Here is a 21,215-nt window from a genome sequence, read left to right as displayed (position 1 = left end):
CGATGAGATCGGTACAATGGCCCCGCTTGCCGAGAGGCAGGCGTCGTTATGGTGACCCCATCGGTCCCCCCGCAACGATTACCCGTGAACCTGGTCAGAGCCGGAAGGCAGCAGCCACAGCGGGAACATTGTGTGCCGGGGTGTGGCTGGTGGGGTTGCCTCCATAACGTTCCCCCTCCTGATTCAACTCAAAAATCTTTTATTCAGCCCTCTGCCCATTTTTCATGGCGCGGATGACTCCGGCTGGACAACGTTCAGCGGCCTGCTAATTTCAATCATGCAAATGACCTCAGTGCTGGAGTAGTGAAGAAGTGAAGGCGCTCATTTCCTGAAGACTTAGGATGATTGCCATGACCACTTCTCCAGATTTATCCGGTTCTATCGGTGCTTCAGTCGGTACCGTCGGTAAAGCCAGCAATGTGCCTGCCGATGTTCGATACATCCAACAGCTGTTCAATATGATCGCCTCATCGTCCGTTTCGCCCCTGGTGGTGGACGGCAAGTCGGGCCCGCTGTTGAATCAGCGCATCGTCGACTTTCAGAAAAATCGCCTCAATGTCGCCAGCCCCGACGGCGTCATCGACCCGGGCGGCAGGACGTTTAAAGGGTTGATCGAAGCTGCCCGCTCGGGCGGACAACCCGCTGCGGCGGTTACGTCGCCAGTCCAGGCCGCGTCAGACAAGCAGCCGTTGGTTACCCAGGCCACCTGCGACGGTAACGTGACCCTCAGCGATGCCGACTTCAAGCAGGCTGCACTCGCGTTGGGCAACGGTATCGAGGTGAATATCATCAAGGCGTTCGCCATTGTGGAGTCGGGCGGGCGTTCCGGGTTCGGGCCGGAAAAATTCCCGGTGCTCGCCTACGAGCGGCATATCTTCCACAAGTACACTCAGAAAAAGTACGACAGTACCCACCCCAATCTCTCGGCGCCCTATATGGCAAAGGCCGACACACAATGGCGAATCAATAACAAGGATCAGGCCACTGCCTGGCAAACCTTGCGCGCGGCCTACAGCCTGGACCAGAAAGCGGCATTGATGTCCGCGTCGTATGGCATGTTTCAGATCATGGGGTTCAATTTTGCCGCGTGTGGTTTCAAGGATGTGTTCGATTTTGTTGCTGCGATGAAGCTTAACGCCGGCCAGCAATTGAACGCGTTTGTCGGTTTCTGCAGCAAGAACGCGGCGTTGGTCAAAGCCATGAAGACCCGGGATTATGTGGGGATGGCCCGTAACTACAACGGTCCGCAATACGGCGATTACGACCAGCGAATCAAAAAGGCTTATGAAAAGCTGCAGGCCGGTCAGTAGCGTCTGCGTAGGCTGTTTCTTGTCAGGAAACAGCCTATGGACAACCCCCAATCACCTTGTTAGCGTCCGCCAGCTTCTTGTTCATGGCATGGCAAATGTGCGCAATTGATAGTGAATTGGGGAAAAACAGGATGATCCGTTTTCTGGTGGTGGGTGTGTTGTCGTTATGCGCCATGGGCCCTGCCTTGGCAGGTCCGGCGCAGCTGCATTCGGGCAGGTACGAAGGTTTGATGCTGGCCGTGACGCCGCAGCATGAGGTCGAGGGCTATTACGCCGAGCAAATGGGCGAGGGCGTGACGCGCAGTTGCGCGTTCTACCTGCAAGGCAAGGCTGAAGCGCTGACTACCTGGCTCGATGCCGTCTATCCCGGGAGCGTGGCGCCGTCAGCCGAGGGTGTGACGCTGACTGTGGAGCAGGGCCGTCAGCATCCCGGTTGCATGAATATATTGATGCCCGAGATTGCCACCGGTCTGGACTTGAGTGAGACCGCCGATACGAAGTGGATCGGTCTGGTGACCGTGTCGGCCGACAAGGCCTACCTGCTTGAAGCGCCGGGCGCTGCGGCCGCCAAACGGCCTTATATCGTCAAGCATGATGTGGTGGGTGTGCTGGCCTTCAAGGATGGCTGGGCTCAGGTTGAGTTCACCAATGCCAGGGATCGCACATACACCGGCTGGATCAGCCAGGATCAGTACGCCCGGCTGACTGCGCCGAAAAGCTGACCTCAACGACACAGACAATCCAAATGTGGGAGGGGGCTTGCCTGCGAAGGCGATTTTTCCGTGTATATATCCGTTTCTGCGGTAACGGCGACTTAGGGTTCCGCCCTTACGGCGGGTCACTTTTGGAAAAGAGCCCGGAATGCCGGCCCAGCCAAAAGTAACCAAAAGGGCTCTTGCCCCAACACTCGGCACCTCGCCCAGGCTCGGTGTGCCCGAACGCAGGCTTTGGAGCGTGGGCCGCCGCGATGGGCCATCCTTGGCCCAGCGCGGCTAACCCGGCGTCCTGCCGGGTTACCCACGCTCCAAAGCCTGCGTTCGGCCAGCGTGTTTGACGGGGCGCCTCAGATCAAGATCAAGATCAAGATCAAGAGCGCGGCGGCCTGAGAGCCGACCGGAATGGGGAATGTGGACGCGATCAAATGTGGGAGGGGGCTTGCTCCCGATGACGTCGGCCCAGCAAACATTGATGTTGACTGACCCACCGCTCCCACAGTGGACCTGCGCTTAACTGACGGGCATTAGCCATGGGTTTTCTGAGTTAACCAAAGGTCGCTTGCTGGTTTTCAGTCCGCAGGGGCATTGGCGGCGGGGCGCCCGGTGTACAGCTGAATAATGCTGTCTATTTCTCCGGATTTCTTCATGTGCTGCAAGGTGCGCAGAATATGTTGCACTGGCACGTCCGGGGCATTGCGCACCATGCACCTGAGGTCTTGCTCTTCAATCGTCGCTACCTTGTGCAAGCGTTGCCCAACCGGGACTTTCTGATTGAAGCGATCCACGATCCATTCATTCATCACCGCATAGTGAAAGCGTCCGGCCACCAGCTTTTGCAACACTTGTTCCTCACTGCGGGCATCGTCGCGGCTGAGCTGGCCGCTGGCAAACAGCAGGTCGAGCAGGGGGTAGCGGTAGTTGAGCACCGTGCCGATCGGCTGCGCGGCCAGTTCGTCCACCTTCACCGGCAGGCTGTTGACGCTGACCAGCACATCTCGCTGCACCATCAGTGGCACGCTCCAGCTGTAGTTGCCCGACAGGTCGTTGACCCAGGCCTGGGCCACGTGACAGCGCACATCAATGTCGCCATGGGCCATGGCCGCGGCAATCCGCACCCGCGACAGCACATGAAAACTGACCGGGCGACCCACTTGGGTGGCCAGGCTCGACATGAGGTCATACAAAATTCCCTGGGTGGGCACGCCGCCGTCCACTTGTACCACCGGCATCGCCAAGCTGTCGGAAACCGAGAAACGCAGCGGCGCAGGGGCCGCCAGGGTGGCCGTGGCTATCATCCATAAAGCGCCCAGAACTACGCGCATATACCCTCCATGTTCAGGCCTTCGAGAGGCTGTTGAGCACAGCTTAGTCAGATTAGGCGAGCGTGCCGGATGCAATTTCCCCCTTGCTCCGCTAGCATTACCGGCTTCCGCTTCCCAGTTGCGACGGTTTTCGATGAGTTATCAGGTTCTTGCACGTAAATGGCGCCCGCGCTCGTTCCGCGAAATGGTCGGCCAGACCCATGTGCTCAAGGCTCTGATCAATGCCTTGGACAGCCAGCGGCTGCACCATGCCTACCTGTTCACCGGTACGCGGGGGGTGGGCAAGACCACTATCGCGCGCATCATCGCCAAATGCCTGAACTGTGAAACCGGTATCACTTCGACGCCCTGCGGCACCTGCTCGGTGTGCAAGGAAATCGACGAAGGGCGCTTCGTCGACCTGATCGAGATCGACGCCGCCAGCCGCACCAAGGTCGAAGACACCCGCGAACTGCTCGACAACGTGCAGTACGCCCCCAGCCGTGGCCGCTTCAAGGTCTACCTGATCGACGAAGTGCACATGCTGTCCAGCCATTCCTTCAACGCGCTGTTGAAAACCCTGGAAGAGCCGCCGCCCTACGTCAAATTCATCCTCGCCACCACCGACCCGCAGAAACTTCCTGCGACTATTTTGTCGCGCTGCCTGCAGTTCTCCCTGAAAAACATGACCCCGGAGCGCGTGGTCGAGCATCTGACCCACGTGCTGGGCGTGGAGAACGTGCCGTTCGAGGACGACGCACTGTGGCTGCTTGGCCGCGCCGCCGATGGCTCGATGCGCGACGCGATGAGCCTCACCGACCAGGCCATCGCCTTCGGTGAAGGCAAGGTCATGGCCGCCGATGTACGCGCCATGCTTGGCACCCTCGACCATGGCCAGGTGTTCGACGTGCTGCACGCGCTGATCGAGGGCGACGCCAAGGCGTTGCTCGAAGCCGTGCGCCACTTGTCGGAGCAGGGCCCGGACTGGAACGGCGTGCTCTCGGAAATACTCAATGTGCTGCACCGTGTCGCCATCGCCCAGGCGCTGCCTGAAGGCGTCGACAACGGCCATGGCGACCGCGACCGCGTGCTCGCCCTGGCCCAGGCGCTGCCGGCCGAAGATGTGCAGTTCTATTACCAGATGGGCCTGATCGGTCGTCGCGACTTGCCGCTGGCGCCGGATCCGCGCGGTGGCTTCGAGATGGTGCTGCTGCGCATGCTGGCCTTCCGGCCCGCCGATACGGCCGACGCGCCGAGGCAGCCGCTAAAGCCAGTGGGGATCAGCCAGGCCACAGTTGATTCCGCCAAACCCGTGGCGGTTGCAGCGCTAGTGACTGCACCTGTTGTGCCAGCACCGGAGCCGGCACCGGTCGTGGTCGAGCCTGAGCCCGCGGCGGTCGTCGATCTGCCCTGGAACGAGCCGGTTGCCGCCGAGCCCGAGCCCGAACAGCAGCCCGCCGTGGAGCCCGTGCTGGAAACCACCGGCGAGCAGCCCGAGCTGACGCCGATGCCCACGCCGACCCCCGACAGCGTGGTGCCGGATGCCCCCGAGTGGGTGTCTGCGCCAGTGCCCGAGCCGACCGTTGCGCAGGTTGAGGCCGCCGTTCCGGCTATCGACCTCGACGACGAACCGCCGCTCGACGAAGATTACATCGAGCCGGATATGGATTCGGCCTACAGCTACCTGGACGAACTGGCCAGCGAACACGTTGCCGAACCGGCACCGGAGCCCGAAGCGGAACCCGCCGCAGCCCCGGCTACCGGGCTGGCGTTGCAATGGCTGGAGTTGTTCCCGAAACTGCCGATTTCCGGCATGACCGGCAGCATCGCCGCCAACTGCACCCTGATCGCCATCGACGGCGACCACTGGCTGCTGCACCTGGACCCGGCCCACAGCGCCCTGTTCAACGCGACCCAGCAGCGCCGGCTCAACGATGCGCTCAACCAGTACCACGGGCGCACGCTGACCATCGCCATTGAGCTGATCAAGCCCGAGCAGGAAACCCCGGCCCAGGCCGCGACCCGTCGGCGCATCAACCGCCAGCGCGATGCGGAACACTCGATCCAGGCCGATCCGCTCATCCAGCAGATGATGCAGCAGTTCGGTGCGGTGGTGCGTCACGATACTATTGAACCTGTCGAGGCTCCGGTGACCCAAGCGTCATGACACCGGGCTGTTAACTGAATGATCCACGTACTTTTGAGGTGATTCCCATGATGAAAGGTGGCATGGCCGGCCTGATGAAGCAGGCGCAGCAAATGCAGGAAAAGATGGCCAAGATGCAGGAAGAACTGGCCAATGCCGAAGTCACCGGCAAGGCGGGTGGCGATATGGTCAGCGTGGTGATGACCGGTCGTCACGACATCAAGCGCGTGAGCATCGACCCAAGCGTGCTGCCGGGCGTGGGCGAAGATGACCTGGAAATGCTCGAAGCGCTGTTTGCCTCGGCCGTCAACGACGCCGTGCGCAAGATCGAAGCCAACAGCCAGGACAAAATGTCCGGCATGACCGCCGGCATGCAGATGCCGCCGGGGATGAAGCTGCCGTTCTGATCGGTCAGCTTTGGCTGTACTTCAAATGCCAGGCCTTGCGCCTGGCATTTTTGTTTATGCCGATCCGATCGAACCCCGGCACCACGCGTGCGGTCTGCACCCTATACCGATGATTTCGATAAGGAGCACCCCGATGTCTCAAGAACCGACTCTCAACCAGCGCATCGTCCTGGTTTCGCGCCCTCAGGGCGCACCGACGCCGGAAAACTTCCGCCTGGAGCGGGTGACCCTGCCGGAGCTGGCTGACGGCCAGGTGTTGCTCAAGACGCTGTACCTGTCCCTCGACCCCTACATGCGTGGTCGCATGAGTGACGCGCCGTCCTACGCGGCGCCGGTGGAAATCGACGAGGTGATGACCGGCGGCGCTGTCAGCCGTGTCGAGCAATCGCGCAATCCAAAATTCGAAGTGGGCGACCTGGTGGTCGGTTCCACGGGCTGGCAGAGCCACAGCATTTCCGATGGTCGTAACCTAATGCCGGTGCCCAACGGCCTGGCCAGTCCTTCGATGGCGCTGGGTGTACTGGGCATGCCGGGCATGACCGCCTACATGGGCCTGATGGATATCGGCCAGCCCAAGGCCGGGGAAACCCTGGTGGTGGCGGCGGCCTCTGGCGCGGTGGGCTCGGTGGTGGGGCAGGTGGCCAAGCTCAAGGGGCTGCGCGTGGTCGGCATCGCCGGCGGTGCAGACAAGTGCCGTTACGTGGTGGACGAGCTGGGCTTTGACGCCTGCGTCGACCACAAGAGCGAGAACTTCGCCAGCGAATTGGCCGCAGCCTGCTCCAACGGCGTGGATATTTATTACGAAAACGTCGGCGGCAAGGTGTTCGATGCGGTGCTGCCGTTGCTCAATCCCAAGGCGCGCATTCCCCTGTGTGGCCTGATTGCCGGCTACAACGCCAACGAAACCCCTACTGGTCCCGATCGCATGCCGGCGCTGCAACGCACCCTGCTGACCAAGCGCGTGCGTATCCAGGGCTTTATCGTGTTCGACGACTATGGCGATCGCCAGCCGGAATTCCTCAGCGCCATGGCGCCGTGGGTGCGCGAGGGCAAGATCAAGTTCCGCGAGGACGTGGTCGACGGCCTGGAACAAGCACCCGAGGCGTTTATCGGTTTGCTCGAAGGGCGCAACTTCGGCAAGTTGGTGGTACGCGTCGCGCAGGATTGAGCATTTGACGCTAATCCGAGGCGCGGGTATAAACCGCGTCTCGTTGTTTTGTCGGACCCTTCGCCCATGAGCTTCAGCCCCCTGATTCGCCAACTGATCGATGGCCTGCGCACTTTGCCGGGCGTCGGCCAGAAAACCGCCCAGCGCATGGCGCTGCAACTGCTGGAGCGTGATCGCAGCGGTGGTATCCGTCTGGCCCAGGCCCTGAGCCAGGCCATGGAAGGCGTAGGCCATTGCCGTCAGTGCCGCACCCTTACCGAAGACGAACTCTGCCCGCAATGCGCCGACCCGCGCCGCGACGACACTTTGTTGTGCGTGGTGGAAGGGCCCATGGACGTGTACGCGGTAGAGCAGACCGGCTATCGCGGTCGTTACTTCGTGCTCAAGGGCCATCTGTCGCCGCTGGACGGCCTGGGACCGGAGGCCATCGGCATTCCGCAACTGGTGACGCGCATCCAGGAGCAGGGCACGTTTACCGAAGTGATCCTGGCCACCAACCCGACTGTGGAAGGCGAGGCCACCGCCCATTACATCGCGCAGCTGCTGACCAACAAAGGTCTGATCACCTCGCGCATCGCCCACGGCGTACCGCTGGGTGGCGAGTTGGAGCTGGTGGACGGCGGCACCCTGGCCCACTCGTTCGCCGGCCGCAAGCCCATCGCGCTCTAAAACACAACACACTACAACGCTAGCGCTGTCGCGCAGCAAACCGGAGACTCTGTGGCGAGCGGGCTTGCCCCGCGTTGGGGTGCGAAGCGCCCCCCCAATCCAGCAAAACGCGGTGTACCTGATACGGCTCAGCGCCTGGTTTTGGGGCTGCTGCGCAGCCCAACGCAGGACAAGCCTGCTCGCCACAGGGAATCTGCGCTTGATTGAACGGCATTGGGGCAAGCCCGCTCCCACATGTTGTGTTGTGAAATGCCTACCTTTCAGTCAACGCAAACTGCGTCAGGCAGAACGTGGGAATCCCCATCGCTTCCAAACGCTGCGACCCACCCAGCTCCGGCAGATCAATGATCGCCGCCGCTTCAAAGATCTGCGCACCCATGCGTCGCACCAGGTTCGCCGCTGCAATCAGGGTGCCGCCAGTGGCGATCAGGTCATCGAACATCAGCACCGAGTCGCCTTCGCACAGGCTGTCGGCGTGCACTTCCAGAAAGGCCTCGCCGTATTCGGTCTGGTAACCCTCGGCCAGCACGTCGGCCGGCAGTTTGCCCTGCTTGCGGAACAGGATCAGCGGCTTGTTCAACTGGTAGGCGATGATCGAGCCGATCAGAAAACCGCGCGCGTCCATCGCGCCGATGTGCGTGAACTCGGCCTCGACGTAGCGCTGGGCAAAGGTATCGGCCACCAGGCGCAAGGCGCGGGGCGATTGGAACAGTGGCGTGATGTCACGGAAAATCACCCCAGGCTTGGGGAAGTCGATGACAGGGCGGATCAGGGATTTGATGTCGAACGAATCGAGGATCATCGTCGAGGGTCCTGGGAGGAAAACGGACGCGAAGTATACCTGCGGCGTCGCCGGTGCGCTTGGCCGCAGGTGTCTGGATCAGCCCTCCAGGGAGCCACCGGCCAGCGCGCACAGCTGGATCGGGTCGAGGATATGTACTTCCTTGCCCTCGGCTGCCAACAATTGACTCTGTTGAAAACGCGTGAATACCCGTGACACGGTTTCCACCGCCAGGCCCAGGTAGTTGCCGATTTCATTGCGCGACATGCTCAGGCGGAACTGGTTGGCCGAGAACCCGCGGGCGCGAAAGCGCGCCGAGAGGTTGACCAGAAAGGTGGCGATGCGTTCGTCGGCAGTTTTCTTCGACAGCAGCAACATCATCTGTTGATCGTCACGAATCTCGCGGCTCATCACGCGCATCAACTGGCGGCGCAGTTGCGGCAGTTGCAGGGCCAGTTCATCCAGGCGCTCAAAGGGGATTTCGCACACTGAAGTCGTCTCCATCGCCTGGGCGGACACCGGGTGCATCTCGGTGTCCATGCCCGACAGCCCGACCAGTTCGCTGGGCAGGTGAAAGCCGGTGATCTGTTCTTCGCCGCTGCCGCTCAGGCTGAAGGTCTTCAACGCACCCGAGCGCACTGCATAGACGGAATCGAACCGGTCGCTCTGGCGAAACAGAAACTCGCCCTTCTTCAGCGGGCGCCCGCGTTTAACGATCTCGTCCAGCGCATCCATGTCTTCCAGATTCAACGAAAGTGGCAGGCAGAGGGGGGCCAGGCTGCAATCCTTGCAGTGAGCCTGGCTGTGAGCGCGCAGTTTGACTGGCTCAGGCATTTCTTAAATCCTTGTGGGAAATCACACATAAGTCGTAAGGGTAACGCACCGAGGGTGTGTGAGGCCAGCGCGCACAAACCAGCGCCGGCGCTATAAAGGTTCATGTATCCATGCCGATACAAAGGCCTATCTCATTCAATCAGGACCCGGATCATGTCTTCCATCGGTGGCCTCAATCCTTCCAGTGTGAACATTCCGACGGTGCCGGACCTCAGAAAAAACGCTGCGGCAGAAGACGCCCGCAACGACGAAAAACCAGCGAGTGAAACCGAGGTGAAGGAGGGCGTCAGCGTATCGATCTCCAGTGCCGGCTTTCGTGCCGCCAAAACCGACTCGAACAAGGACATTGATAACAGCAGTCAGACCGACCCGGTCAAACAGCTGCTGAAAATGATCCGCGAGCTGAAAAAGCAGATCGCCGATAAGCAGGCCGAAATCGCTGCCGCCCAGTCCGACAATTCGCTGACCCCCGAGGCGCGTCAGGCGCGGGTCGCCAACCTGCAGGCGAGCATCGCCACGTTGCAGGCCAGCCTGACCATGGTGCAGATGCAGTTGGGCAAGGCCATGAAGGACCAGCCGGCTGATGCGCAGATGGAAGCCATGAGTCTGGCGTCCAAGTAACGCGTCAGATCACCCGCGAAAACCGTTGCCGGTTCTGCTGCCCAAGGTACGCATCGAACAGCATGCACAGCGAGCGCACCAGCAGGCGCCCGGCCGGCAATACCCGGATGCCCCTGGCGTCGAGCTCGATCAGACCGTCGCGGGTCATCGTCTGCAACTGCGGCCACAGCGCGGCGAAATAGTCGCGAAAGTCGAGGTTGAACGCCTGCTCGATGCGTTCGAAGTCCAGCTGAAAATGGCAGATCAGTTGCTGGATCACTGCCCGCCGCAGCCGGTCATCCGCGGTGCACAGCAGCCCACGGCTGGTCGCCAGTTGCGCACCCGCCAGCGCGTTCTGGTAGGCGCCGAGGTCACTGGTGTTCTGGCAGTACAGGTCGCCGATCTGACTGATTGCCGACACCCCCAGCCCAATCAAATCGCAGTGCCCATGGGTGGTGTAGCCCTGGAAATTACGTTGCAGGGTGCCGTCTTCCTGGGCAATGGCCAGCTCGTCATCCGGCAGCGCGAAATGGTCCATGCCGATGTAGCGGTAGCCGGCCTGGGTCAACTGTTCGATGGTGGTCTGCAGCATCAGCAGTTTGGTGGCCGGGGTGGGCAGGTGGTCGCTGTTGATCCGCCGCTGGGGCATGAAGCGCTCCGGCAGGTGCGCGTAGTTGAACACCGACACGCGGTCCGGTTGCAGTCGGATGACTTCCTCCACCGTGTTGGCAAAACCGAGCGGCGACTGGCTGGGCAAGCCGTAGATCAGGTCGATGTTGATCGAGTGAAACTGCAGGGTGCGCGCGGCGTCGATCACGGCGCGGGTTTCTTCCAGGCTTTGCAGGCGATTGACCGCGCGCTGCACGTGCGGGTCGAGGTCCTGCAGACCGATGCTTACCCGGTTGAGCCCCAGCTCGCGCAGCAGGCCCATGGTCGCCCAATCCGCTTCGCGCGGATCGATCTCGATGCCGTAGTCGCCCGAGTCGTCATCGCGCAGATTGAAGTGCTCGCGCAGGCTGCCCATCACCTGGCGCAGTTCGTTGTGGCTGAGAAAGGTCGGGGTGCCGCCGCCCAGATGCAGTTGCTCCACCACCTGCTTCGGACCGAGGTGGCAGGCCACCTTCTCGATCTCCTGCATCAGGCGTTGCAGATAGACCTGCGCGCGGCCTCGGTCTTTGGTGATTACCTTGTTGCAGGCGCAGTAGTAGCAGATGTTGGCGCAGAACGGCACGTGCACGTAAAGCGACAGCGGCCGCGCGGCCTGGCGGCTGTCGCGCAGCGCGTGCAGCAGCTCGAAGGCGCCGACCTGGCTGTCCATTTGCACGGCGGTGGGGTAGGACGTGTAGCGCGGCCCGGCGAGGTCGTAGCGGTGAATCAGATCGGTGTCCCAACGAATGGCGTCGAGCATGCGGGCGCTCCCCCGGATAGGCTGATGGGCCGAGTCTAGGGGCACGGCGGGACGGCCATGTTGATTTGCATCAACGGGGAGTGGCGCTGTGCCACAGGCTGATCAATGCCCCATCAGCCAGTGCTGGTGCGGGCCCGGCAGGGTCCAGACACCGAACAGTATCACCAGCACGCCACCGGCCACGCGCACGCTGCGCCGGCGCAATAATGCGGTGACCCGCTCCGCCGCCAGTCCTGTCGCCAGCAGCACCGGCCAGGTGCCCACGCCGAACGCCAGCATCAGCCATGCGCTGTGGGCCGCATTGCCCTGGCTCGCGGCCCACAGCAGGGTGCTGTAGACCAGCCCGCACGGTAACCAGCCCCACAGGGCGCCGAGCAGCAAGGCACGCGGCAGGCTCGACACCGGCAGCAAGCGGTTGGCCAGTGGCTGGATATATCGCCAAAGGCCGCGCCCGAGGCTTTCGAGGCGGGTGAGGCCGCTCCACCAGCCGGCCAGGTACAGGCCCATACACACCAGCAACATGCCGGCCAGTACGCGCATGAACATCGCCGCCGGACTGTTGGCCACCGCCCAGCCAGCCAGGCCGATGAGCAGTCCCGCACAGGCATAGCTGAGGATGCGCCCCAGGTTGTATGCCAGCAGCAGGCGAAAACGGCGGTTGCGTTGCGCGCTGGGAATCGCCAGCGTCAGCGCGCCCATCAGCCCGCCGCACATGCCCAGGCAGTGGCCGCCACCGAGCAGGCCGAGGATCAGCGCGGAGATCAGCATCGGCGCCAGGTCAAGCACGGGGCGAGTCCGTGGGCGATTGCTGCGGTGCATCGGCCTCGTCGGTGGCGGCCAGGTGGTTCGGGTCGTGGTCGTCGAACAGCACGCTGTGGGCCGCACCGTCGAGGTCGTCGTACTGGCCGCTGTCCACCGCCCAGAAGAAGATGTAGATCGCCACGCCCACTAACAGCAGCGCCGCCGGAATCATCACGTAAAGAGCTGGCATCGCTACTCCAGGCCCGCGCGGCTCAGGCCGGCAACGGGCGGTTTGGCTAAGGGGGCGAGCGCCGCGCGCGGCCGGCGCGTCAGGCGCAAGGCGTTGAGCACCACGGTCAACGAACTCACGGACATGCCGATTGCCGCCCAGATGGGTGTGATCCAACCCAGCGCGGCGAACGGCAGCATCAGGCCATTGTACAGACCGGCCCACAGCAGGTTTTCAATGATCACCCGGCGGGTCCGCCGCGCCAGGCTGAACGCCTGCACCAGAGCGTCCAGGCGATTGTTCAGCAGTACCGCGTCGGCGCTGGTTTTCGCCAGGTCCGTGGCCGAGCCCATGGCCACGCTGATATCGGCGGCGGCCAGCACGGGCACATCGTTGACGCCGTCGCCGAGCATCAGCACCTTGCGACCTTGTGCGTGCAGGCGTTGCAGCACCTGCAGTTTGTCATCCGGGTGCAGGCCGCCGTGGGCTTCGTCGATGCCCAATGCTGCGGCGACGCTGGCGACCATCGGCGAGCTGTCCCCCGACAGCAGCAGCGTGCGCCAGCCTCGTGCCTTGCACGCCGCGAGCAGGGCCGGCGCATCGCTGCGCAGGCGGTCAGCGAGCCCGAACCAGGCGAGCGCGCCGCTGCGGTCACCCAACAGCAGCCATTGCCCGCTGTGTTCCGGCGCGGCGGGCGGCGGGCACCCGCTGAGTTCACAGACGTAGGCAGGCTGGCCGATGCGCAGCAGGCGTTCGCCGACGTGACCTTCCAGCCCCAGGCCCGCAGCGTTGCGCACGTCAGCGGCGGGTAGCGGCGCGCGGCCGAACGCGCGGGCGATCGGGTGTTCGGAGCGGTTTTCCAGGGCGGCGGCGAGGCCCAGGCACTGGTCGCTGTTCAGTTCGCCCAGAGGCCGGATGGCGTTGAGGGTCAGACGTCCTTCGGTAAGGGTGCCGGTCTTGTCGAAAATCACCGTGTCGATCTGATTCAGGCCTTCGAGCACATGGCCGCGTGTCAGCAGCAGGCCGAGGCTGTGCAGGGTGCCGGTGGCGGTGGTGAGCGCCGTCGGCGTGGCCAGCGACAAGGCGCACGGGCAGGTCGCCACCAACATCGCCAGCACGATCCAGAACGCCCGTGACGGGTCCAGTTGCCACCACAGCAGACCGATCACGGCGGCGGCTATCAATGAACCCAGCAGGAACCACTGCGCGGCGCGGTCGGCCAGCTGCGCCAGCCGCGGCTTTTCGGCCTGGGCGCGTTCCAGCAGACGCACGATGGCGGACAGTTGCGTGTCGTGGCCCAGGGCGCGCACGTGCACGGTCAGCGCGCCGTCGACGTTGAGCGTGCCGGCCGTGACGCTGTCGCCGACGTGCCGGGGTTGTGGCAGGTACTCGCCGGTGAGCAGGGACTCATCGATGCTCGACTGGCCCTCGAGGATCACGCCGTCAGCCGGCAGCACCGCACCGGGGTGCACCAGCACGCGGTCGCCCAGGGCCAGCTCGGTCAACAGGACACGCTCGCTCTGGCCGTCGCTCTTGAGGCGCAGGCACGAAGCGGGCAGCAGGTTGACCAGCTGCGCGGTGGCAGCGGCCGTGCGCTCCCGGGCGCGACGTTCCAGGTAGCGCCCGGTCAGCAGGAACAGCGCGAACATGCCCACCGCGTCGAAGTACAACTCGCCCGTGCCGGTGATAGCGGTCCAGATGCCGGCCAGGTACGCGCCGCCAATCGCCAGGGACACCGACACGTCCATGGTCAGGTGGCGCGTGCGCAGATCCCGCATCGCGCCCTTGAAGAACGGCGCGCAGCTGTAGAACACGATGGGCGTGGTGAGGAACATCGCGACCCAGCGCAGGATCACGTGCAACTCTGGGCTCAGGTCGACGTTGAACTGTGGCCAGGTCGCCATGGTGGCCATCATTGCCTGAAACCACAGCAGGCCGGCGACGCCGAGCCGGCGCAGGGCCAGGCGGTTTTCCCCGGCCAGTTGCTCGGCGGCGCGGTCGGCCTGGTAGGGGTGGGCGGCGTAGCCGATATGGCGCAACTCACTGAGCAGGCGGCTCAGTGGCAGTTGCCCGTCGGCCCAACGCAGGTGCAGCCGGTGGTTGGACAGGTTCAGCCGCGCCTCGGCCACGCCGGGCAGACGGCGCAGATGTGTTTCGATCAGCCAGCCGCAGGCCGCGCAACTGATGCCTTCGATCAGCAGAGTGGTTTCGGCGAGGTCGCCGTCGCGGCGCAAGAAGGGTTTTTGTACGTCGGCGCGGTCGTACAGCGCCAGCTCGTCCAGCAATTGCACCGGCAGGGTGTCGGGGTTGGCCGAGGTTTCGCTGCGGTGCTGGTAATAATGTTGCAGTCCGCCGGCCACGATGGCTTCGGCTACGGCCTGGCAGCCCGGGCAGCAGAGCTCGCGGCGCTCGCCAAGGATCATCGCGGTGAAGCGGCTGCCGCTTGGAACGGGCAGCGCGCAGTGGTAGCAGGGGCTGGTCATGGTTGGCATCTGGGGTGGCTGGGAGGTGACTGCACATCAGTTATTTCAGGCAACCACATCCCTGTGGCGAGCGGGCAAGCCCTAATGGCGTTCAGTGAAGCGCAGATTCCCTGTGGCGAGCAGGCTTGTCCTGCGTTGGGCTGCGCAGCAGCCCCAAAACCAGGCGCTGAGCCGTATCAGGTACACCGCGTTTTGCTGGATTGGGGGCGCTTCGCACCCTAACGCGGTGCAAGCCCGCTCGCCACGGTAATTGCGCCCCCGTATTTTGATCGAGGCGTGCGTTTTTATTGCTTCAGCTCCTCGGCGCCCTGCAGTGGTTCGTCACCCAGCAGCAGGTCCTTGTCGTGGCTGACGTCTTCCTCTTCGAACAGGCGCCAGGTCTGGTTGCCTTCCACCCCCAGCAGTTCGACGAAGCGCCGGCCTTCGACCCTGTCGGAGACCTGGCCGATGTAGCGGCCCGGCTCGCTGTCGCTGCGGGTCAGGTCGATCCTGCGATCCTTTTGCGGCTGGGTCGGGGAAATCAGGTTGAGTTGCAGGGTGTTCGGGTTGCTGTAGCCGGTGAGGCGCAGCTCGACTTCCCCGGTGAGGTCGTCCAGATGCAGCTTGCCGCGCAGTTGCAGGGTCTGGGCCAGGCGTTCACGGTCCAGGGCGCGGTTGATGCCCTTGCCGGCCTCGTAGTAATTGTCGTTGACCAGGTTGTCGGGGTTGTTCACCGCGATGGTCACCATGGACAGGGTCAGCGTCACCGAACAGGCCAGGATCGCGATGATGATCCAGGGCCAGAGGTGCGTGTACCAGGGGCTTGCGGCAGTGGCTGGGGGCATTGTTCGGATCTCTGGTTATCGAACGTGCGGGCCGATGAAGCGGCTGCCGGCTTCAATCCGGATGCTGGCATCATCGGCATCCGTGAGGATGAATGTCACTTCGTTGGCGCTCGACGGCAGTTGCTGCGGCGCGCTCGACAGTTCCACCGGCAGGCTGACGGTATCACCGGCAGCCACCCTGATTTCGCGCCGGCCTTGCAGCTTGAGGTCGGGCAGGCCGGTGGCGCTGAGCAGGTAGAGGTGGTCGCGCTGGTCCTTGTTCATGATCTTCAGGCTGTAGACGTTTGCGATGCGGCCTTCGGCGTCTTCTCGGAACAGCACACGGTCCTTGCTCACATCCAGGCTCACCAGCGGACGCAGGAAAAATGCGGCCACCAGCAGGCTGATCATCGTCAGCAATACCCCTGCGTAACCGATCAGGCGCGGGCGCAGCTTATGGGTTTTCTGCCCGGACAGGTTGTGTTCGGTGGTGTAGCTGATCAGGCCGCGCGGGTACTCCATTTTGTCCATGACGCTGTCGCACGCGTCGATACAGGCGGCGCAGCCGATGCACTCGATTTGCAGGCCGTCGCGGATGTCGATGCCGGTGGGGCACACCTGTACGCACAGCGTGCAGTCGATGCAGTCGCCCAGGCCCTGAGCCTTGTGGTCGCTGTCTTTTTTGCGCGGGCCACGCACTTCGCCACGGCGCGGGTCGTAGGAGACGATCAGGGTGTCCTTGTCGAACATCACGCTCTGAAAACGCGCATACGGGCACATGTAAATGCACACCTGCTCGCGCAACCAGCCGGCGTTGGCATAGGTGGCGAGGGTGAAGAAACCGATCCAGAAATACGCCCAGCTATCGGCCTGGCCAGTGAAGAACTCCACGATCAGTTCACGGATCGGCGAGAAGTAACCGACGAAGGTCAGGCCAGTGACCAGGCCGATCAACAGCCACAGCGTGTGCTTGGTCAACTTGCGCAGACATTTGCCGGCGCTCATCGGCGCCTGGTCCAGTTTGATACGCTGGTTGCGGTCGCCCTCGGTGAGCTTTTCGCACCACATGAACACCCACGTCCACACGCTTTGCGGGCAGGTATAGCCGCACCACACTCGCCCGGCGTACACGGTGATGAAGAACAGGCCAAACGCCGCGACGATCAGGATGCCCGACAGCAGGATGAAGTCCTGGGGCCAGTAGGTGGCGCCAAAAATGAAGAACTTGCGCTCCGGCAGGTTCCACCACACCGCCTGATGGCCACCCCAGTCGAGCCAGACAGTGCCGAAATACAGCAGGAGCAATGCGCCGCCACCCAGCATGCGCACAGTGCGAAATAGGCCGGTGAACGCGCGCGTGTAGATCTTCTCTCGTGACGCGTAGAGATCAACGGTTTTCTCGGGCGGGGTGACGTCATGTACCGGTATCTGGTTGCTCATCATGGCATCGGCCGGTCATTGGTCCCATGGATTGATCAGTGGAACGCCGCTGGATTGGAAGTCACTGATGTTACGGGTGACCACCGTGAGTCCATGTACCAGCGCAGTCGCGGCAATCAATGCGTCACTCTCGTTGGCCTGGTCGGGCACATGCAGGTTGGCGCAACGCAATGCCACGGCTGCGTCAACGGGGAGGATTCTGGCATCGAATGCCGGCATCACGTGGCGCTTTAGCCAGCTACGCAACACCTTGCCCTGCGCCGGGTCTCGTCGCTCCATGCGCAGTACGCCTGTTTCCAGCTCTTTTAATGTGATCGCCGAGATGAACATGCGCGTTGCGATAATGCTTTTGGCCCAGGCGACCACGTTCGCGTCTGCCCAGGGTTTACGAAGTTCGGAGATGACGTTGGTGTCGAGCAAATACATCAAGAGAGGTCCACAGGTCGATGAGTGATCACGGCGCGCCTGGTGTCGAGGTCGATATCGGCCGCTTCCGGCATCACCAACAGGTCAACGATATCGGCGTTGAGACCTGTCAGTTTCTGGTAGTCCTCAATGCTTAGCAGCACATGAGCAGGCTTGCCGCGATCGGTGATGAAAACCGGACCCTGGCGGGCCGCTTTTTTGGCACCACTTGTGTCCTGGTTGAATTCGCGGCTGGAAATCGTCGTGATAGTCATGGGGCGTTCCCCTTTCTTGAATTTGATGTAGGCACGTTACTACTTTTGCTTTGTGGTGAACAAGCCTGAGGCTATGAACGGTCTGCATCCAGGGCAGAAAAAACGAAGTCTTCGTTCAGCGTTCACGGTGCGGGGGCTTCGACGGGTTTGACGTGCTCCTCAGTTTTCTCATCGCCATGGGACAAGCTGTACACATACGCCGCCAGCACATGCACCTTGTCATTGCCCTGCAGTTGTTCCTGCGCGGGCATCTGGCCCTGGCGGCCATGGCGGATGGTTTGTTGCAGCTGGGCGAAGCTTGATCCGTAGATGAATGCACCCGGGTGCGTCAGGTCCGGCGCGCCCATGGCGGGATTGCCTTTGCCGGCCGGGCCGTGGCAGGCCGTGCAGGTGGCGGCGAACAGTTTTGCGCCATTGGCCACGTCGGCCTTGGTGTCTTCGGGCAGGGTGCGGCCGTCGAGGTTGCTCAGCACAAAACCTGCCACGTCGGCCACGCCTTGCTCGCCGATGACGGCGGCCCAGCCCGGCATCACCGCTTGGCGGCCTTTCAGGATGGACGCCTTGATGGCGTCAGGCGTGCCGCCCCAGCGCCAGTCGGCGTCGGTCAGGTTGGGGAAGCCGTAGGCGCCCTTGGCATCGGAGCCGTGGCACACTGAGCAATTGGAGGCGAACAGGCGAGCGCCCATCTTCAAGGCCTTCGGGTCACGGGCCACGTCCTCGATCGGCATCGCGGCGAAGGTGGCGAAGATCGGTCCGAACTTCGCCTGCGACTGGGCCATTTCCTTTTCCCATTCATGCACGGAGCTCCAGCCGGTCTTGCCGTTGGCGAAGGGCGTCTGCCGGTCGTTGTCGAGGTAGTTGTAGCCCGGCAGCAGGCCCTGCCAATTGCCCAGGCCCGGGTACAGCGCCAGGTAACCGACGGCGAAGACAAGGGTGCCGATGAACAGCATGAACCACCATTTGGGCAGCGGGTTGTCATATTCCTCGATGCCGTCGAACGAGTGGCCGACGGTCTCGTCGGTCTGCTCGCTGCGCTGGCCCTTGCGGGTCGACAGCAGCAGCCAGGTGATAGCGAACAGGGTGCCCAGGCTGAGCACGCTGACGTACAGGCTCCAGAACGTACTCATTGCTTGTCATCCCTGATGGTTTGCTCGACGTGCCGGAGCGCCTGCGGGTCATCCGCGAAGGGCAGCAGGGTGGCCTCGTCAAACTCAGCCTTGCGCCGTGGGCTGAACACCCACAACGCCAGGCCGATGAAGGCCACCATGACCACCAGGGTGCCCAGGCCACGAATCATTCCGATATCCATGCGATCACCGCTTGCTCTTGATGAGGGTGCCCAGGCCCTGCAGGTAGGCCACCAGTGCGTCCATTTCGGTCTTGCCCTTCACGGCGGCGGCTGCGCCGGCGATGTCCTGGTCGGTGTAGGGCACGCCCAGGGTGCGCAGTACTTGCATCTTCTTCGCCGTGTCCTTGCCGTCGAGGGTGTTTTCGACGAGGAACGGGTACGCCGGCATTTTCGACTCCGGCACCAGATTGCGCGGGTTGTACAGGTGCGCGCGGTGCCAGTCATCCGAGTAACGCCCGCCGATCCGCGCCAGGTCCGGCCCGGTGCGCTTGGAACCCCACAGGAACGGGTGATCCCACACGCTTTCGCCGGCCACCGAGTAGTGGCCGTAGCGCTCGGTTTCGGCGCGCAACGGACGAATCATCTGTGAGTGACAGCCCACGCAACCGTTGGCGATGTACACGTCACGGCCTTCCAGTTCCAGTGCGCTGCGCGGTTTCATGCCTTCGATGGGCTTGGTGGTCACGTCCTGGAAAAACAGCGGGACGATCTGGGTCAGCCCGCCGATGCTCACGGCGATGACCATGAAGAAGGCCAGCAGGCCGATGTTCTTCTCGACGACTTCATGTTTCATCAGTGCGCTCCCGCAACGGCGATGGTGGCGGCGGCTTCGGCTTGTACCGGGTCGCAGGCGCGCATGGTGCGCCAGACGTTGTAGGCCATCAGCAGCATGCCGCTGGCAAAGATCGCCCCGCCCACGGCCCGCACGACATAGCCCGAATGGCTGGCCTGCAGCGTTTGCACGAAGGAGAAGGTGAGCGTGCCGTCATCGTTGATCGCCCGCCACATCAGGCCCTGGGTGATGCCGTTGACCCACATCGAGGCGATGTAGAGCACGGTGCCGATGGTGGCCAGCCAGAAGTGGCTGTTGATCAGCGCGATGCTGTGCATCTGCGTGCGGCCGTAGAGTCTGGGGATCATGTGGTACAGCGCGCCGATGGAAATCATCGCCACCCAGCCCAGGGCTCCGGCGTGGACATGGCCGATGGTCCAGTCGGTGTAGTGGGACAGCGCGTTGACGGTCTTGATCGCCATCATCGGCCCCTCGAACGTCGACATGCCGTAGAACGCCAGCGACACCACCAGAAAACGCAGGATCGGGTCGGTGCGCAGCTTATGCCAGGCGCTGGACAGGGTCATCATGCCGTTGATCATGCCGCCCCAGCTGGGGACCAGCAGAATGATCGACATCACCATGCCCAGGGACTGCGCCCAGTCGGGCAATGCGGTGTAGTGCAGGTGGTGGGGGCCGGCCCAGATGTACAGGGTGATCAGCGCCCAGAAATGCACGATGGACAGGCGATAGGAATAGATGGGGCGTTCGGCCTGCTTGGGCACGAAGTAGTACATCATCCCGAGGAAACCGGTGGTGAGGAAAAAGCCGACGGCGTTGTGCCCGTACCACCACTGGATCATCGCGTCCGTCGCGCCGGCATAGGCCGAGTAGGACTTGAACAGGCTGACCGGCAACGACGCGTGGTTGACGATGTGCAGCATCCCTGTCACCAGGATGAACGCGCCGTAGAACCAGTTGGCGACATAGATGTGCCGGGTCTTGCGCTTGACGATGGTGCCGAAGAATACCGCCGCGTAGGCCGCCCATACGATCGCCAGCAAAATGGCGATCGGCCATTCCAGTTCGGCGTATTCCTTGGTGGTGGTGTAGCCCAGCGGCAGGCTGACGATGGCGCTGATGATCACGGCTTGCCAGCCCCAGAAGGTGAACGCGGCGAGGCTGTCGCTGATCAGGCGCGCCTGGCAGGTGCGCTGCACCACGTAGTAGGAGGTGGAAAACAACGCACAGCCACCAAAAGCGAAGATCACCAGATTGGTGTGCAACGGGCGCAGGCGACCGAAGGTGGTCCAGGGCAGATCGAAGTTCAATTGCGGCCAGACCAGTTGCAAGGCGATGAACACGCCGAGCCCCATGCCGAGGATGCCCCAGACCACCGTCATGATGGCGAACTGACGGACGACCTTGTAGTTATAAGCAGTCGGGCGAGTGGCTGTGCTCATTCCGGGGTTCCACGATTTAGTATTTTTATGGATAAAACGGCCGCAGTATGGAGAAAGCGAGAGGCCATTGCAACGCATGTGATCACCGCCTTCAACCAGGTTGAACGCCAGATTCTGCGGCTTTTCCGTGCTGAG

General features: G+C 62.8%; 22 protein-coding genes and 1 other RNA gene. 8 read left to right on the top strand and 15 right to left on the bottom strand.

Annotated elements, in window-relative coordinates; translation table 11 throughout:
- Positions 1-58: 58 nt before the first annotated feature.
- The 3 genes from ffs to H045_RS13660 all read left to right on the top strand — a co-directional run bounded on the left by ffs (position 59) and on the right by H045_RS13660 (position 2,032).
- Positions 59-155: signal recognition particle sRNA small type (gene ffs, locus H045_RS24575), an RNA gene on the top strand.
- 195 nt (positions 156-350) lie between these two features.
- Positions 351-1,310 (top strand): N-acetylmuramidase family protein, encoded by a 960-nt coding sequence (locus tag H045_RS13665; protein WP_041931631.1) that lies wholly within the window; start codon positions 351-353, stop codon positions 1,308-1,310.
- Between the two features lie 131 nt (positions 1,311-1,441).
- Entirely contained in the window at positions 1,442-2,032 is a 591-nt protein-coding gene (locus tag H045_RS13660) for a hypothetical protein (RefSeq protein WP_015372653.1), read from the top strand.
- Positions 2,033-2,595: 563 nt separating this feature from the next.
- Here H045_RS13660 and H045_RS13655 read toward each other — a convergent pair.
- A complete protein-coding gene (locus H045_RS13655; RefSeq protein ID WP_015372652.1) occupies positions 2,596-3,348 on the bottom strand; it encodes a substrate-binding periplasmic protein in 753 nt (250 codons plus the stop codon).
- Between the two features lie 133 nt (positions 3,349-3,481).
- On the opposite strand from H045_RS13655, the gene dnaX reads away from it, so the two are divergent.
- The 4 genes from dnaX (at position 3,482) to recR (ending at position 7,717) form a co-directional block, all read left to right on the top strand.
- Positions 3,482-5,494: a DNA polymerase III subunit gamma/tau gene (dnaX, locus tag H045_RS13650; protein WP_015372651.1), complete on the top strand. Its 2,013-nt coding sequence runs from the start codon at positions 3,482-3,484 to the stop codon at positions 5,492-5,494.
- A gap of 47 nt (positions 5,495-5,541) precedes the next feature.
- Positions 5,542-5,880: a YbaB/EbfC family nucleoid-associated protein gene (locus tag H045_RS13645; RefSeq protein WP_003230417.1), complete on the top strand. Its 339-nt coding sequence runs from the start codon at positions 5,542-5,544 to the stop codon at positions 5,878-5,880.
- A gap of 133 nt (positions 5,881-6,013) precedes the next feature.
- Complete coding sequence (locus H045_RS13640; protein WP_003230419.1) at positions 6,014-7,048, top strand: NADP-dependent oxidoreductase; 1,035 nt, start codon at positions 6,014-6,016, stop codon at positions 7,046-7,048.
- A gap of 66 nt (positions 7,049-7,114) precedes the next feature.
- A complete protein-coding gene (gene recR, locus H045_RS13635) occupies positions 7,115-7,717 on the top strand; it encodes a recombination mediator RecR (protein ID WP_015372650.1) in 603 nt (200 codons plus the stop codon).
- Between the two features lie 253 nt (positions 7,718-7,970).
- Here the strand turns inward: recR and H045_RS13630 are convergent, their stop codons facing one another.
- The gene (locus tag H045_RS13630) at positions 7,971-8,519 is read right to left on the bottom strand and encodes an adenine phosphoribosyltransferase (RefSeq protein WP_003230422.1); all 549 of its coding nucleotides are present in this window, start codon (positions 8,517-8,519) and stop codon (positions 7,971-7,973) included.
- A 78-nt stretch (positions 8,520-8,597) separates the two neighbouring features.
- Entirely contained in the window at positions 8,598-9,332 is a 735-nt protein-coding gene (gene fnr, locus H045_RS13625) for a fumarate/nitrate reduction transcriptional regulator Fnr (RefSeq protein WP_003230424.1), read from the bottom strand.
- A 153-nt stretch (positions 9,333-9,485) separates the two neighbouring features.
- Here fnr and H045_RS13620 point away from each other — a divergent pair, with 153 nt between their 5' ends.
- The gene (locus H045_RS13620; protein WP_003230426.1) at positions 9,486-9,953 is read left to right on the top strand and encodes a hypothetical protein; all 468 of its coding nucleotides are present in this window, start codon (positions 9,486-9,488) and stop codon (positions 9,951-9,953) included.
- A gap of 4 nt (positions 9,954-9,957) precedes the next feature.
- Here the strand turns inward: H045_RS13620 and hemN are convergent, their stop codons facing one another.
- The 12 genes from hemN to ccoN form a co-directional block, all read right to left on the bottom strand.
- Positions 9,958-11,340: an oxygen-independent coproporphyrinogen III oxidase gene (hemN, locus tag H045_RS13615; RefSeq protein ID WP_015372649.1), complete on the bottom strand. Its 1,383-nt coding sequence runs from the start codon at positions 11,338-11,340 to the stop codon at positions 9,958-9,960.
- A gap of 102 nt (positions 11,341-11,442) precedes the next feature.
- Complete coding sequence (locus H045_RS13610; RefSeq protein WP_015372648.1) at positions 11,443-12,126, bottom strand: sulfite exporter TauE/SafE family protein; 684 nt, start codon at positions 12,124-12,126, stop codon at positions 11,443-11,445.
- On the bottom strand, positions 12,119-12,331 hold the full coding sequence (ccoS, locus tag H045_RS13605) for a cbb3-type cytochrome oxidase assembly protein CcoS (protein ID WP_015372647.1): 213 nt from the start codon (positions 12,329-12,331) through the stop codon (positions 12,119-12,121). Before ccoS ends, H045_RS13610 begins: the two co-directional genes overlap by 8 nt.
- 2 nt (positions 12,332-12,333) lie before the next feature.
- Positions 12,334-14,793 carry a heavy metal translocating P-type ATPase gene (locus H045_RS13600; protein ID WP_015372646.1) on the bottom strand — a complete coding sequence of 820 codons (2,460 nt, stop codon included), beginning with the start codon at positions 14,791-14,793 and terminating at the stop codon, positions 12,334-12,336.
- Between the two features lie 284 nt (positions 14,794-15,077).
- Positions 15,078-15,617 carry a FixH family protein gene (locus H045_RS13595; protein WP_015372645.1) on the bottom strand — a complete coding sequence of 180 codons (540 nt, stop codon included), beginning with the start codon at positions 15,615-15,617 and terminating at the stop codon, positions 15,078-15,080.
- Between the two features lie 15 nt (positions 15,618-15,632).
- Complete coding sequence (gene ccoG, locus H045_RS13590; protein WP_015372644.1) at positions 15,633-17,036, bottom strand: cytochrome c oxidase accessory protein CcoG; 1,404 nt, start codon at positions 17,034-17,036, stop codon at positions 15,633-15,635.
- Positions 17,037-17,051: 15 nt separating this feature from the next.
- Positions 17,052-17,462, bottom strand: coding sequence for a type II toxin-antitoxin system VapC family toxin (locus H045_RS13585; protein WP_041931512.1), 411 nt, complete (start codon positions 17,460-17,462; stop codon positions 17,052-17,054).
- Positions 17,462-17,716 carry a type II toxin-antitoxin system Phd/YefM family antitoxin gene (locus H045_RS13580; RefSeq protein ID WP_015372642.1) on the bottom strand — a complete coding sequence of 85 codons (255 nt, stop codon included), beginning with the start codon at positions 17,714-17,716 and terminating at the stop codon, positions 17,462-17,464. Before H045_RS13580 ends, H045_RS13585 begins: the two co-directional genes overlap by 1 nt.
- Before the next feature lie 122 nt (positions 17,717-17,838).
- On the bottom strand, positions 17,839-18,843 hold the full coding sequence (gene ccoP / locus H045_RS13575) for a cytochrome-c oxidase, cbb3-type subunit III (RefSeq protein ID WP_015372641.1): 1,005 nt from the start codon (positions 18,841-18,843) through the stop codon (positions 17,839-17,841).
- Complete coding sequence (locus tag H045_RS13570) at positions 18,840-19,025, bottom strand: CcoQ/FixQ family Cbb3-type cytochrome c oxidase assembly chaperone (RefSeq protein WP_003230448.1); 186 nt, start codon at positions 19,023-19,025, stop codon at positions 18,840-18,842. The genes ccoP and H045_RS13570 overlap by 4 nt, the downstream gene beginning before the upstream one ends.
- Positions 19,026-19,029: 4 nt before the next feature.
- Positions 19,030-19,638, bottom strand: coding sequence for a cytochrome-c oxidase, cbb3-type subunit II (ccoO, locus tag H045_RS13565; RefSeq protein ID WP_003230451.1), 609 nt, complete (start codon positions 19,636-19,638; stop codon positions 19,030-19,032).
- Entirely contained in the window at positions 19,638-21,080 is a 1,443-nt protein-coding gene (gene ccoN / locus H045_RS13560; RefSeq protein ID WP_015372640.1) for a cytochrome-c oxidase, cbb3-type subunit I, read from the bottom strand. Before ccoN ends, ccoO begins: the two co-directional genes overlap by 1 nt.
- Positions 21,081-21,215: the final 135 nt, after the last annotated feature.

The sequence above is a fragment of the Pseudomonas poae RE*1-1-14 genome, assembly GCF_000336465.1.
Lineage (GTDB): Bacteria > Pseudomonadota > Gammaproteobacteria > Pseudomonadales > Pseudomonadaceae > Aquipseudomonas > Aquipseudomonas poae.
This window is presented reverse-complemented; position numbering and strand designations above follow the sequence as displayed.

Bases quoted from the DNA above. Each gene is read 5' to 3' on its own strand.
- H045_RS13665 (WP_041931631.1), top strand. From the start codon at position 351: ATGACCACTTCTCCAGATTTATCCGGTTCTATCGGTGCTTCAGTCGGT.
- H045_RS13660 (WP_015372653.1), top strand. From the start codon at position 1,442: ATGATCCGTTTTCTGGTGGTGGGTGTGTTGTCGTTATGCGCCATGGGC.
- H045_RS13655 (WP_015372652.1), bottom strand. From the start codon at position 3,348: ATGCGCGTAGTTCTGGGCGCTTTATGGATGATAGCCACGGCCACCCTG.
- dnaX (WP_015372651.1), top strand. From the start codon at position 3,482: ATGAGTTATCAGGTTCTTGCACGTAAATGGCGCCCGCGCTCGTTCCGC.
- H045_RS13645 (WP_003230417.1), top strand. From the start codon at position 5,542: ATGATGAAAGGTGGCATGGCCGGCCTGATGAAGCAGGCGCAGCAAATG.
- H045_RS13640 (WP_003230419.1), top strand. From the start codon at position 6,014: ATGTCTCAAGAACCGACTCTCAACCAGCGCATCGTCCTGGTTTCGCGC.
- recR (WP_015372650.1), top strand. From the start codon at position 7,115: ATGAGCTTCAGCCCCCTGATTCGCCAACTGATCGATGGCCTGCGCACT.
- H045_RS13630 (WP_003230422.1), bottom strand. From the start codon at position 8,519: ATGATCCTCGATTCGTTCGACATCAAATCCCTGATCCGCCCTGTCATC.
- fnr (WP_003230424.1), bottom strand. From the start codon at position 9,332: ATGCCTGAGCCAGTCAAACTGCGCGCTCACAGCCAGGCTCACTGCAAG.
- H045_RS13620 (WP_003230426.1), top strand. From the start codon at position 9,486: ATGTCTTCCATCGGTGGCCTCAATCCTTCCAGTGTGAACATTCCGACG.
- hemN (WP_015372649.1), bottom strand. From the start codon at position 11,340: ATGCTCGACGCCATTCGTTGGGACACCGATCTGATTCACCGCTACGAC.
- ccoS (WP_015372647.1), bottom strand. From the start codon at position 12,331: ATGCCAGCTCTTTACGTGATGATTCCGGCGGCGCTGCTGTTAGTGGGC.
- H045_RS13600 (WP_015372646.1), bottom strand. From the start codon at position 14,793: ATGACCAGCCCCTGCTACCACTGCGCGCTGCCCGTTCCAAGCGGCAGC.
- H045_RS13595 (WP_015372645.1), bottom strand. From the start codon at position 15,617: ATGCCCCCAGCCACTGCCGCAAGCCCCTGGTACACGCACCTCTGGCCC.
- ccoG (WP_015372644.1), bottom strand. From the start codon at position 17,036: ATGAGCAACCAGATACCGGTACATGACGTCACCCCGCCCGAGAAAACC.
- H045_RS13585 (WP_041931512.1), bottom strand. From the start codon at position 17,462: ATGTATTTGCTCGACACCAACGTCATCTCCGAACTTCGTAAACCCTGG.
- H045_RS13580 (WP_015372642.1), bottom strand. From the start codon at position 17,716: ATGACTATCACGACGATTTCCAGCCGCGAATTCAACCAGGACACAAGT.
- ccoP (WP_015372641.1), bottom strand. From the start codon at position 18,843: ATGAGTACGTTCTGGAGCCTGTACGTCAGCGTGCTCAGCCTGGGCACC.
- H045_RS13570 (WP_003230448.1), bottom strand. From the start codon at position 19,025: ATGGATATCGGAATGATTCGTGGCCTGGGCACCCTGGTGGTCATGGTG.
- ccoO (WP_003230451.1), bottom strand. From the start codon at position 19,638: ATGAAACATGAAGTCGTCGAGAAGAACATCGGCCTGCTGGCCTTCTTC.
- ccoN (WP_015372640.1), bottom strand. From the start codon at position 21,080: ATGAGCACAGCCACTCGCCCGACTGCTTATAACTACAAGGTCGTCCGT.